Origin of the sequence: Oceanitalea stevensii (assembly GCF_014837105.1) — a bacterium.
Lineage (GTDB): Bacteria > Actinomycetota > Actinomycetes > Actinomycetales > Actinomycetaceae > Oceanitalea > Oceanitalea stevensii.
Genome location: NZ_JACSPO010000020.1, coordinates 1 through 12,285 on the forward strand (window position 1 = coordinate 1; position 12,285 = coordinate 12,285).

Consider the following 12,285-nt stretch of genomic DNA (forward strand, 5'->3'; position numbering starts at 1 on the left):
AGCACTACCCTGAAACACCTGTCCCGACCGGGGCTGGTTCCACGTAACCGAGCCTCTACGAAACCCGGGGCGATTCATAACTGTCGTACTCGCATTGCTGGTCCAGGTTCGGCAAGCCATCTCGAGCGCCCCACCCAACGACAAACGCGCCGAGGCAGAATCGGCCCTAGTCGAACTGCGTGAGGTGGTCGAGCAGGGAGAGCCCGGCTCAGGTGAGATTGTTCGGAGAACCGGGAGGTTACGGGCAGCCCGTAAGGAAGTTGGGTAACGTCGCCGCGACCACAGCCACGACCCGAGTCGCCGGAGCTCTCACCGACATGGCGATGAACGGCACGTTCCTCTAACCCTTAGGCTCAACCAGTTCGGTCCCGTAGGCCGATCCTCGAATAACCGGAAGCGGGCTTTGCCGCTTGCCCGTCGCGATCCTGAGTCCATCGTTCGATCAGCGAGTGTTCCTGACTTCCCGCACCGGATCGTCCCGTCGTCATGGGGGATGAGCGGCGCAGTGTCTGCGGTGGGCCGACTGTCCAAGGATGCACACGATAGGTAGTGACGAGTCACGCTCCGGCGAGCGGTGCACGGCCCAATGCCACTTAGCGATCCTTGCGGGCCTTTCGACTCGTACGCCGTCCGTGCCGATGATGAGGGACGCGGCCGCCAGTACCAGGAAGGCCAGCAGCTCGCTCCGTCCCGAGGCGAGTCCCGAGATACCGACGACGCCGAAAGTGAAGGCGATGATCAGATACGTGAGGTTCGGGCGCTTCTTCACGGTTCAACAGTAGGGGCTAGGCGAGGAGCCGGTTGTCGTGAGAGGAAGCGTGCGACGAGGAGCAGGCACTTGAGCACCGAGACCGAGAGGCACTCTCTGGCGGTGTCGGGCAGGCCGGCGCCCGAGCCGGCCACATGCGGTGGCGCGGCCGGCCGCTAACTTGGCGAGGCTGTACGTCCCTCATGGGCCAGATCCGGCGGGTGTAAATTGAGCTCACACGCAGCCATCGATGAAGACGTGCGCGGCGGGATGCAGCTGGAGCTCGCCGGGCAGGGCGGCCAGTCGCCAGCGGCCCGCACCCTCAGGAGCGCCATCGTGGCAGGTATTGGCATCACCTCGTGTCCACTGCGCGGCCATGTCGATCCGCGTGCTCTTCGATTCGCCGCCGCGGCGACGGCCGGCGTTCTCGTCATCGTGCTGCTCACCGTTGAGGCTGTTCGCCCCCTGGCGCTGGGGCTGCTCGCCTCACAGGCTGCGATGTTCGCCTTCACCGCATTCGTGAGCATGCACTGGTCCGTGTGGGCACAGTTCTTCGCCCGTGTCATCTGGCCCCGTCTCGGAGCCGCACCCGCGCTGGAGGACGCCCGCCCGGCGCGCTTCGCTCAGTTCATCGGTCTCGTGCTCACCGCTCTGGCGCTGCTCGCCTTCCTCATCGGCGTGGACGACGCGGGCAACAGCCTCACCGCCGTCGCTGCTGCCGGGTCCGTCCTCAGGGCGACCACTGGGTTGTGCCTAGGCTGCAGGATCTACGTGCTCGTTCGTCGGCTGCAGCACGCACGAGCCTGATCACTCGGTCCCGCACACGAGGCGGACACCTCGTGTCGGGCCCATCGCCTCGGAGGGCCATGTGGCGCTCCATTCACCCCTGTGTATAGTTATGCGGGTGACTGTATCTGTAGCCGTGGCCGGGGCCAGTGGGTATGCCGGGGGTGAGGTCCTGCGCCTCCTCCTCGCCCACCCTGAGGTCGAGATCGGCGCGCTCACCGCGAACGCTAGCGCCGGTGACCTCCTCGGGCAGCACCAGCCCCACCTCCTGCCGCTCGCCGACCGGCTCATCGAGCCCACCGACCCCACGCGCCTGGCCGGGCACGACGTCGTCGTCCTCGCGCTGCCGCACGGCGCCTCCGGCGAGCTGACCGACGCGCTCGCCGCGCTCGACGGCCCCACGCCGCTGCTCCTCGACTGCGGCGCCGACCACCGCCTCGAGCACGTCGCCGACTGGGACCACTTCTACGGCGGCACCTTCGCCGGCGCCTGGCCCTACGGCATGCCCGAGCTGCGGCACGCGGGGGAGAGCGGCACCGCCGCCGCGCAGCGTCGGATCCTGCGCGAGGCCCGCACCGTGGCTGTGCCCGGCTGCAACGTCACCGCCGTCACCCTCGCCCTCCAGCCCGGCGTCAGCGCCGGCGTCGTCGACCCGACCGACGTCGTCGCCGTCCTCGCCAACGGCTACTCCGGGGCGGGCAAGTCCCTCAAGCCGCACCTGCTCGCCTCCGAGGGCCTCGGCACCGCGACGCCCTACGCCGTCGGCGGCAGCCACCGCCACGTGCCCGAGATCGAGCAGAACCTGCGCCGCGCCGGCGCGGGCGACGTGCGCCTGTCCTTCACCCCCACCCTCGTGCCCATGGCGCGCGGCATCCTCGCCACCGTCACCGCGCCACTCACGCCGGGCACGACGACGGCGGAGGTCCGGGCCGCGTGGGAGGACGCCTACGCGGGGGAGACCTTCGTCCGCCTGCTGCCCGAGGGGCAGTGGCCCACCACGGCGGCCACCCTCGGCGCGAACACCGCCCACGTGCAGGTGACCGTCGACGAGCGCGCCGGCCGCGTCGTCGCCGTCTGCGCGATCGACAACCTCGTCAAGGGCACCGCCGGTGCCGCCGTCCAGTCCATGAACCTCGCGCTCGGCCTGCCCGAGCAGCTGGGCCTGACCACCGTGGGAGTCGCCCCGTGAGCGTCACCGCCCCCCAGGGCTTCCGGGCCGCCGGCGTCCCCGCCGGCCTCAAGAGCTCCGGCGGCAAGGACGTCGCGCTCGTCGTCAACGACGGCCCCGTCGCCGTCGCCGCCGCCGTCTTCACCACCAACCGCGTCGTCGCCGCCCCGGTCGTGTGGTCCCGCACCGCCGTCGGCGACGGGATCGCCCGCGCCGTCGTCCTCAACTCCGGCGGCGCCAACGCGTGCACCGGACCGGAGGGCTTCGCCGACACCCACGCCACCGCCGAGCACGTCGCCGAGCGCCTCGACGTCTCCAGCGGCGACGTCCTCGTCTGCTCCACCGGCCTCATCGGCGAGCGGCTCGACATGCCCGCCCTCACCGCCGGCATCGACGCGGCGGCCGCAGCGCTCTCGGCGGACGGCGGCCCGGACGCCGCCGAGGCGATCATGACGACCGACACCGTCGCCAAGACCGTCCACGTGCAGGGCGAGGGCTGGTCGGTGGGCGGCATGGCCAAGGGCGCGGGCATGCTTGCCCCGGCGCTCGCGACAATGCTCTGCGTCCTCACCACCGACGCCGAGCTCGACGCCGCCCAGGCCGATGCCATGCTCCGCGAGGCCACCCGGCTGAGCTTCGACCGGGTCGACTCCGACGGCGCGATGTCGACCAACGACACCGTCATCCTCCTCGCCTCCGGCGCCAGCGGCGTCCGCCCGGACCCTGCCGCCTTCCAGAAGGCGCTCACCGCCGCCACCCAGCAGCTGGCCCGCCAGCTCATCGCTGACGCCGAGGGAGCCAGCCACGACGTCGCCGTCACCGTGACCGGCGCGACGAGCGAGACGGCGGCGCTCGCCGTCGCCCGCGCCGTCACCCGCTCCAACCTCTTCAAGGCCGCGATGTTCGGCAACGACCCCAACTGGGGCCGCATCATCGCCGCCGCCGGCACCGTCCCCGAGGACGTCGCCCCCTACGACCCGCTGCTCCTCGACGTCACCATCAACGGTGTCCAGGTCTGCCGGGCCGGGGGCGTGGGGGAGGACCGCTCGCTCGTCGACCTCGCGGCGAGCCGCGAGGTGCACGTCGAGATCGCCCTCCACGCCGGGGACGCCCCGCCCGTCACCGTGTGGACCAACGACCTCACCCACGACTACGTCCACGAGAACAGCGCCTACTCGACATGACCGAGCTCCCCGACAGCCTGCGCCCGGACCAGAAGGCCGAGGTCCTCCTCCAGGCCCTGCCCTGGCTGCGCCGCTTCGCCGGCACGCGCGTCGTCATCAAGTACGGCGGCAACGCGATGGTCGACGAGAACCTCCAGCGCGCCTTCGCCGCGGACGTCCTCTTCCTCCACCAGGTCGGCATGCAGCCGGTCGTCGTCCACGGCGGTGGCCCGCAGATCTCCGCCATGCTCGACCGCCTCCAGATCGCCTCGGAGTTCCGCGGCGGCCTGCGCGTCACCACCCCCGAGGCGATGGCCGTCGTCCGGATGGTCCTCACCGGCCAGGTGCAGCGCGACCTCGTCTCCCTCCTCAACGTCGACACCGCCCACGCCGTCGGCATCTCCGGCGAGGACGGCGGGCTGCTGCGCGCCGAGCGCCGCACCGCCGTCGTCGACGGCGAGCCGGTCGACGTCGGCCTCGTCGGCGACGTCGTCGAGGTCCACCCCTCCGCCGTCGAGGACCTCCTCGCCGCCGGCCGCATCCCGGTGATCTCGACGATCGCGCCGGACATCACCGACCCCTCCCAGGTGCTCAACGTCAACGCGGACACCGCGGCCGCGGCGCTCGCCGTCGCGCTCGGGGCGCGCAAGCTCCTCGTCCTCACCGACGTCGAGGGCCTGTACCGCTCCTGGCCCGACCGCTCCTCGATCGTGCGGCGCATCGCCGCGAGCGAGCTCAGCGTCATGCTCCCCGACCTCGAGTCCGGCATGGTCCCCAAGATGGAGGCCTGCCTGCGCGCGGTGAGGGGCGGGGTGCCGCAGGCGCACATCATCGACGGCCGCCAGCCGCACTCGATGCTCCTCGAGATCTTCACCGACGAGGGCGTGGGCACCCTCGTCCTGCCCGACTGGGCCACTCAGTCCACCCACCCGGAGGCACCGTGAGCGACATCGTCCCCGAGACCCAGCAGCCGGCCGCCGTGTGGGCCGAGCGCTACACCGGCGCCCTGATGAACACCTTCGGCCCGCCCCAGCGCGTCCTCGTGCGCGGGGAGGGGGCGTGGGTGTGGGACGCCGACGGCGGCCGCTACCTCGACCTCCTCGCCGGCATCGCCGTCAACTCCCTGGGCCACGCGCACCCCACCCTCGTCTCCGCGGTCTCCGCGCAGCTCGGGACGCTGGGCCACGTGTCGAACTTCTTCGCCACGCCCACCCAGGTGCACCTCGCCGAGCGGCTGCTCGAGGTCGTCACGCCCGGTGGCGCGCCGGCCGGGTCGCGCGTGTTCCTCGCCAACTCCGGCACCGAGGCGATGGAGGCCGCCTTCAAGCTGGCCCGCCGCCACGGTGAGGGCAGCCGCCCGCGGATCCTCGCCCTCGAGGGCGCCTTCCACGGCCGGACCATGGGCGCGCTCGCCCTCACCCACAAGGCCGCCTACCGCGAGCCGTTCATGCCGCTGCCCGGCGGCGTCGAGCACCTGCCCTTCGGTGACGTCGACGCGCTGGCCGCCGCCATGGACGACGACGTCGCCGCCCTGGTCCTCGAGCCGCTGCAGGGGGAGGCGGGCGTGCGTCCGCTGCCTCCCGGCTACCTCGCCGCGGCTCGCGAGCTCACCTCCCGGCACGGCGCGCTGCTCATCCTCGACGAGGTCCAGACCGGCATGGGCCGGACCGGGCGGTGGATGGCCCACCACCACGACCACGTCGGCGGCGGGGTCGTGCCCGACGTCGTCGTCCTCGCCAAGGGGCTCGCGGGAGGGCTGCCGATCGGCGCCGTCGTCGCCCTCGGCGAGCACGCCGCCACGCTGCTCGGCCCCGGCCAGCACGGCAGCACCTTCGGCGGGAACCCCGTCGCCTCCGCCGCCGCGCTGGCGACCATGCACGTCATCGAGCGCGACGGGCTGCTCACCGCTGTCACCGAGCGCGGCCGCCAGCTGAGCGAGGGCGTCACCGCGCTCGGCCACCCGCTCGTCGCGGGCGTCCGCGGCGAGGGCCTGCTCCTGGCGATCATGCTCACCGAGGCGCTCGCGCCCCAGGTGGCGCAGGCGGCGCTCGCGGCCGGCTACATCGTCAACCCGGTCGCGCCCGACGCCGTCCGCCTCGCCCCGCCCTTCGTCCTCAGCCACGAGCAGGCCGCCGGCTTCCTCGCCGACCTGCCCGCCGTCCTCGACACCGCCGGAGGTGCCGCATGACCGCCCATTTCCTGCGCGATGACGACCTGTCCGTCGACGCCCAGCGCTCCGTGCTCCAGCTCGCCCTCGAGCTCAAGGCCGGCACGGTCGCCCCGCGCCCCTTCGAGGGCCGCTCCGTGGCGGTGCTCTTCGACAAGGCCTCCACCCGCACCCGGGTGTCCTTCTCCGTCGGGATCCACGAGCTCGGCGGCTTCCCGCTCGTCCTCGACTCCGCGTCCACCCAGGTGGGCCGCGGGGAGTCGGTGGAAGACACGGTCCGCGTCCTCGACCGGCAGGTCGCCGCCATCGTGTGGCGCACCTTCGCCCAGTCCGGGCTCGACCGGGCCGCGGCCGTCAGCGCCGTGCCGGTCGTCAACGCCCTCACCGACGAGTTCCACCCCTGCCAGATCCTCGCCGACCTCCAGACGGTCGCCGAGCACCGCGGCGGCCTGGCTGCCGACGGCCCCGCCCTCGCCGGCCGCTCCCTCGCCTACCTCGGTGACGGCGCCAACAACATGGCGCACTCCTACCTGCTCGGCGGTGTCACCGCCGGCATGGACGTGCGGATCGGGGCGCCCACCGACTACGCGCCCGACCCCGCCGTCGTCGAGCGCGCCCGCGCCATCGCGGCCGAGACCGGCGGCAGCGTGCTCGTGACGAGCGACGCCGACGAGGCCGTCGACGGCGTCACCGCCGTCGCCACCGACACGTGGGTGTCGATGGGCCAGGAGGACGAGGCCGGGGACCGCACCTCGCCCTTCGTCCCCTACCGCGTCGACGAGCGCCTCATGGCGCGCGGCGCGGACGCCGTCTTCCTCCACTGCCTGCCCGTGTACCGGGGGATGGAGGCGACGGCGGAGGTCGTCGACGGGCCGCAGTCGGTCATCTGGGACGAGGCGGAGAACCGCCGCCACGCGCAGAAGGCCGTCCTCGTCCACCTCCTCGGGGCGACGCCGTGAGCATGCCCGTCACCCGGCCGGCGCGCCACGCCCTCATCGCGCGCCTGCTCACCCACGAGCGCATCTCCTCCCAGAGCGAGCTGAGCGCCCAGCTGGCCGCCCACGGCGTCCAGGTGACCCAGGCGACGCTGTCGCGCGACCTCGTCGAGCTGCGCGCCGGGAAGATCACCCTGCCCGACGGTCGGCAGGTGTACGCCCTGCCGCAGGAGGGCGCGGCCGGCGCGATGGCCCCGCCCGTCGCACCCGAGCAGGGGCACAGCGCCGCGCGCCTGGCGCGCTGGTGCGCCGAGCTGCTCGTCTCGGCGGACCGGTCCGGCGCGCTCGTCGTGCTCCGCACCCCCGCCGGCGCCGCCCAGCTGCTCGCCTCCGCCGTCGACACCGCGGTCCTGCCCGGTGTCCTCGGCACCATCGCCGGGGACGACACCGTCCTCGTCATCGCCCGCGACGAGGAGGGCGGCGCCGAGCTCGCCGACCGTCTCCTCGCCCTCGCGGCCCCGACCACCCCTGGCCCGGCCCGCACGGCGGCCGACCGTACTCCCGCACCATCCATGGAAAGAGACCACGCATGACTGACAGCACCATCCCCGCGACCACCCCGACCTCCGGCAAGGAGCGGGTGGTGCTCGCCTACTCCGGCGGGCTGGACACCTCCGTGGCCATCGGCTGGATCGGCGAGCAGACCGGCGCCGAGGTCATCGCCGTGGCCGTCGACGTCGGTCAGGGCGGGGAGGACCTCGACGTCATCCGTCAGCGCGCCCTCGACTGCGGCGCCGTCGAGGCCTACGTCGCCGACGCCCGTGACGAGTTCGCCACCGAGTACTGCATGCCGGCGCTCAAGGCCAACGCCCTCTACCAGGACCGCTACCCTGTGGTCTCGGCGCTCTCGCGCCCGGTCATCGTCAAGCACCTCGCCCGCGCCGCCCGTCAGTTCGGGGCCACGACCGTGGCCCACGGCTGCACCGGCAAGGGCAACGACCAGGTCCGCTTCGAGGTCGGCATCACCTCCCTCGCGCCCGACCTCAAGTGCCTCGCGCCGGTCCGCGACCTCGCCCTCACCCGCGACGTCGCCATCGGGTACGCCGAGAAGCACAACCTGCCGATCGAGACGACGAAGAACAACCCGTTCTCCATCGACCAGAACGTGTGGGGCCGGGCCATCGAGACCGGCTTCCTCGAGGACATCTGGAACGCGCCCACCAAGGACGTCTACAGCTACACCGACGACCCGGCCTTCCCGCCGGTGCCCGACGAGGTCGTCATCACCTTCAAGGAGGGCGTCCCGGTCGCCATCGACGGCGTGCCCGTCACCCCGCTCCAGGCGATCCAGGAGCTCAACCGCCGCGCCGGCGCCCAGGGCGTGGGCCGCATCGACATCGTCGAGGACCGCCTCGTCGGCATCAAGTCCCGCGAGGTCTACGAGGCCCCCGGCGCGATCGCGCTCATCACGGCCCACCAGGAGCTCGAGAACGTCACCGTCGAGCGCGAGCAGGCGCGCTTCAAGAAGGGCGTGGACCAGCGCTGGACCGAGCTCGTCTACGACGGCCAGTGGTTCTCCCCGCTCAAGCGCTCCCTCGACACCTTCATCGACGACACCCAGCGCTACGTCACCGGCGAGATCCGCCTGCTCCTCCACGGGGGCCGCGCCGTCGTCACCGGCCGCCGCAGCGACACGAGCCTGTACGACTTCAACCTCGCCACCTACGACTCGGGCGACACCTTCGACCAGTCCAACGCCAAGGGCTTCATCGAGATCTACGGCCTGACCGCCAAGCTCGCCGCCGCCCGCGACGCCGCCTTCGGCAACGCCGTGGACCTCGGTTCCGGCTCGCTGGAGTCGAGCAATGGCTGAGGCACCGCTGAGCCTGTGGGGCGGGCGCTTCGCCGGCGGGCCGGCTGACGCGCTCACCGAGCTGTCCCGTTCGACGCACTTCGACTGGCGCCTGGCCCGCCACGACATCGCCGGCTCCCGGGCGCACGCCCGGGCGCTGGCGGCGGCGGGCCTGCTCGACGACGCCGAGCTCACCGGGATGCTCGAGGCGCTGGACCGCCTCGAGGCCGACGTCGTCTCCGGCGCCTTCGCACCCCAGCCCGACGACGAGGACGTCCACACCGCCCTCGAGCGCGGCCTCATCGAGCGTGCCGGCCCCGCGCTGGGCGGCAAGCTCCGCGCCGGGCGCTCGCGCAACGACCAGATCGCCACGCTCGTGCGCTCCTTCCTGCGCGAGCAGGCACGGCTGCTGGCCGGGGGAGTGCTCGACGTCGTCGGCGCGCTCGTCGACCAGGCTGCGGCGCACCCGGGCGCGGTCATGCCCGGACGCACCCACCTCCAGCACGCCCAGCCGGTGCTGCTGGCCCACCACCTGCTCGCCCACGCGTGGCCGCTGCTGCGCGACGTCCGGCGCTGGGTGGACTGGGACCGCCGCGCCGCGGTCTCGCCGTACGGCTCCGGCGCCCTCGCCGGCTCGTCCCTCGGGCTGGACCCGCGGGCGGTGGCGGCGGACCTCGGCTTCACCGACTCGGTGGAGAACTCCATCGACGGCACCGCCTCGCGCGACGTCGTCGCCGAGTTCGCCTTCGTCGTCGCGATGGTGGGCGTGGACCTCTCGCGGATCAGCGAGGACGTCATCGTGTGGGCCACCAAGGAGTTCGGCTTCGTCCGCCTCGACGACGCCTTCTCCACCGGCTCCTCGATCATGCCGCAGAAGAAGAACCCCGACGTCGCCGAGCTCGCGCGCGGCAAGGCCGGGCGCCTCATCGGCAACCTCACCGGTCTGCTCGCCACGCTCAAGGGCCTGCCGCTCGCCTACAACCGGGACCTCCAGGAGGACAAGGAGCCCGTGTTCGACGGCGTCGACACCCTCTCGGTGCTCCTCCCGGCCGTCTCGGGCATGGTCGCCACGCTCACCTTCGACACGGCCCGGATGGCCGAGCTTGCCCCGCAGGGCTTCTCGCTGGCCACCGACATCGCCGAGTGGCTGGTGCGCCAGGGCGTCGCCTTCCGTGACGCGCACGAGATCGCCGGTGCGTGCGTCCAGGCCTGCGAGAACGCCGGGACCGAGCTGTGGGACCTCACCGACGACGAGCTCGCGGCGATCTCCCCGCACCTCACCCCCGAGGTGCGTGCGGTGCTCAGCGTCGAGGGCTCCGTGGCCTCCCGCAACGGGCGCGGGGGCACCGCGCCGGACCGGGTCGCCGAGCAGCTGGAGTCGGCCCGTGCCGCTCTCGCCCAGCTGCGCGCGTGGACGGGTGACGAGAGCGCCTGATGCTCGACCTCACCCGGGGATCGCTGGACGTGGCACCGCTCCTGCTCGGCGCGCACCTCACGGTGCGTGACGACGCAGGGGCGGTGACCGTCCGGCTCACCGAGGTCGAGGCCTACGACGGCGGCAACGACCCGGGCTCCCACGCCTACCGGGGCCTCACCCCGCGCACCGAGGTGATGTTCGGCCCGCCCGGGCGGCTGTACGTCTACTTCACCTACGGCATGCACTGGTGCGCCAACGTCGTGTGCGGGGAGGACGGGCGGGCCAGCGCCGTCCTGCTGCGCGCGGGGGAGGTGGTCGACGGCGTCGAGCTGGCGCGCTCCCGCCGCCCGGCCGCGAAGAAGGACGTCGACCTCGCCCGCGGGCCGGCCCGCATGGCCCAGGCCCTGGGCCTGGCGGGCCCGGACAACGGGGTGGTGCTCGCTCCCGGCGGCCGGGCAGAGCTCCTCGCCCCCGCCGACGCGGCGGAGGAGGTCGCCACCGGGCCGCGGGTCGGCGTCTCCGGCCCGGGCGGTGACGGCGAGACCTTCCCGTGGCGCTTCTGGCTCCCCGGCGACCCCACCGTCTCGACCTACCGAGCCGGGGTGCGCCGTCGTCGTCGCCCCGCGGACGGCGGACGAGCCGACGCGGCGGACGGGGCACACTAGTCCCGGGGCCGGACCGGTCCCGACCGACCAGGAAGGTACGCAGACGTGAGTGACATCCTCGAGGAGCTGGAGTGGCGCGGGCTCATCGCCCAGGCCACCGACCGCGACGCCATCGGCGCCGCCCTCGCCGCGGGACCGGTCACCTACTACTGCGGCTTCGACCCGACGGCGCCCAGCCTCCACCACGGGCACCTCGTCCAGCTCATCCTCCTGCGCCACCTCCAGCGCGCCGGCCACCGGCCGATCGCGCTCGTCGGCGGGGCCACCGGGCTCATCGGGGACCCGCGCATGTCGGGGGAGCGCACGCTCAACGACCGTGAGGTCGTGGGGCAGTGGACCGAGCGCCTGCGCCGGCAGATCGAGCCGTTCCTCGACTTCGAGGGCGAGAACGCCGCGCGGATGGTCAACAACCTCGACTGGACGAGCGAGCTCAGCGCCATCGACTTCCTCCGGGAGATCGGCAAGCACTACCGGCTGGGCACGATGCTCGCCAAGGACACCGTCGCCCGGCGGCTGGCCAGCGACGAGGGCATCTCCTTCACGGAGTTCAGCTACCAGATCCTCCAGGGCATGGACTTCCGGGAGCTGCACCGCCGCTACGGCTGCACCCTGCAGACGGGCGGCAACGACCAGTGGGGCAACCTGCTGTCCGGCGTCGAGCTCATCCGCAAGGCCGACGCCACGGGTGTCCAGGCGATGACCACCCCGCTCATCACCAAGGCCGACGGCACGAAGTTCGGCAAGAGCGAGGGCGGGGCGGTGTGGCTCGCGCCGGACATGATGAGCCCGTACGCCTTCTACCAGTTCTGGCTCAACACCGACGACGGCGACGTCGAGCGGTTCCTCAAGATCTTCACCTTCCGCAGCCGGGAGGAGATCGCCGAGCTCGTCACCGCGGTGGCCGAGCGGCCGCAGGCGCGGGAGGGGCAGCGGGCCCTCGCGCAGGACGTCACCACCCTGGTCCACGGGGCCGAGGCGACCGAGCGGGTGGAGCGGGCCTCGAGCGCCCTGTTCGGACGTGGGGAGCTGCGGGACCTGGATCCCGAGACGCTCGGGCACGCGGTGGCGGAGCTGCCTCGCGGGGAGGCGGTGGTGGGGGAGTCCAACCTCGTCGACCTCCTCGTGGCGACCGGCCTGGCGAACGGGCGCTCCGCCGCGCGCCGGACCATCGCCGAGGGCGGTGCCTACCTCAACAACGTCAAGCTCAGCGACGAGGACCACGTGCTCGCGCCGGAGGACCTGCTCGCCGGACGCTGGGTGCTCCTGCGCCGGGGCCGGCGCAACCTCGCGGTCGCCGAGGTCGCCGGCGCCTGACCGCCCGTGCTCACGACGACGCCCGCCTGCCCCCTCGGCCGGCGGGCGTCGTCGCGCCTCGGGCGCGCAC

General features: G+C 73.0%; 12 protein-coding genes. 11 read left to right on the top strand and 1 reads right to left on the bottom strand.

Annotation, left to right across the window (positions count from 1 at the left end; all coding sequences use genetic code 11):
* Positions 1–484: 484 nt before the first annotated feature.
* The gene (locus H9624_RS16080; protein ID WP_251840912.1) at positions 485–769 is read right to left on the bottom strand and encodes a hypothetical protein; all 285 of its coding nucleotides are present in this window, start codon (positions 767–769) and stop codon (positions 485–487) included.
* A 249-nt stretch (positions 770–1,018) separates the two neighbouring features.
* Between H9624_RS16080 and H9624_RS16085 the strand changes: the two genes are divergently transcribed.
* The 11 genes from H9624_RS16085 to tyrS all read left to right on the top strand — a co-directional run bounded on the left by H9624_RS16085 (position 1,019) and on the right by tyrS (position 12,215).
* Positions 1,019–1,555: a DUF4395 domain-containing protein gene (locus H9624_RS16085; RefSeq protein WP_251840913.1), complete on the top strand. Its 537-nt coding sequence runs from the start codon at positions 1,019–1,021 to the stop codon at positions 1,553–1,555.
* Between the two features lie 91 nt (positions 1,556–1,646).
* Positions 1,647–2,723, top strand: a complete 1,077-nt coding sequence (argC, locus tag H9624_RS16090) for an N-acetyl-gamma-glutamyl-phosphate reductase (protein ID WP_251840914.1) — start codon at positions 1,647–1,649, stop codon at positions 2,721–2,723.
* Entirely contained in the window at positions 2,720–3,886 is a 1,167-nt protein-coding gene (gene argJ / locus H9624_RS16095) for a bifunctional glutamate N-acetyltransferase/amino-acid acetyltransferase ArgJ (protein WP_251840915.1), read from the top strand. The genes argC and argJ overlap by 4 nt, the downstream gene beginning before the upstream one ends.
* A complete protein-coding gene (gene argB / locus H9624_RS16100; RefSeq protein WP_251840916.1) occupies positions 3,883–4,809 on the top strand; it encodes an acetylglutamate kinase in 927 nt (308 codons plus the stop codon). The genes argJ and argB overlap by 4 nt, the downstream gene beginning before the upstream one ends.
* Complete coding sequence (locus H9624_RS16105) at positions 4,806–6,053, top strand: acetylornithine transaminase (RefSeq protein ID WP_372435162.1); 1,248 nt, start codon at positions 4,806–4,808, stop codon at positions 6,051–6,053. Before argB ends, H9624_RS16105 begins: the two co-directional genes overlap by 4 nt.
* Positions 6,050–6,991 (top strand): ornithine carbamoyltransferase, encoded by a 942-nt coding sequence (gene argF, locus H9624_RS16110; RefSeq protein ID WP_251840917.1) that lies wholly within the window; start codon positions 6,050–6,052, stop codon positions 6,989–6,991. Before H9624_RS16105 ends, argF begins: the two co-directional genes overlap by 4 nt.
* A gap of 2 nt (positions 6,992–6,993) precedes the next feature.
* Positions 6,994–7,560, top strand: coding sequence for an arginine repressor (gene argR, locus H9624_RS16115; protein WP_251840923.1), 567 nt, complete (start codon positions 6,994–6,996; stop codon positions 7,558–7,560).
* Positions 7,557–8,840, top strand: a complete 1,284-nt coding sequence (locus H9624_RS16120; RefSeq protein ID WP_251840918.1) for an argininosuccinate synthase — start codon at positions 7,557–7,559, stop codon at positions 8,838–8,840. Before argR ends, H9624_RS16120 begins: the two co-directional genes overlap by 4 nt.
* The gene (argH, locus tag H9624_RS16125; protein ID WP_251840919.1) at positions 8,833–10,254 is read left to right on the top strand and encodes an argininosuccinate lyase; all 1,422 of its coding nucleotides are present in this window, start codon (positions 8,833–8,835) and stop codon (positions 10,252–10,254) included. Before H9624_RS16120 ends, argH begins: the two co-directional genes overlap by 8 nt.
* Positions 10,254–10,901 (top strand): DNA-3-methyladenine glycosylase, encoded by a 648-nt coding sequence (locus H9624_RS16130; RefSeq protein WP_251840920.1) that lies wholly within the window; start codon positions 10,254–10,256, stop codon positions 10,899–10,901. The genes argH and H9624_RS16130 overlap by 1 nt, the downstream gene beginning before the upstream one ends.
* A gap of 45 nt (positions 10,902–10,946) precedes the next feature.
* Positions 10,947–12,215: a tyrosine--tRNA ligase gene (gene tyrS, locus H9624_RS16135; RefSeq protein WP_251840921.1), complete on the top strand. Its 1,269-nt coding sequence runs from the start codon at positions 10,947–10,949 to the stop codon at positions 12,213–12,215.
* Positions 12,216–12,285 lie beyond the last annotated feature (70 nt).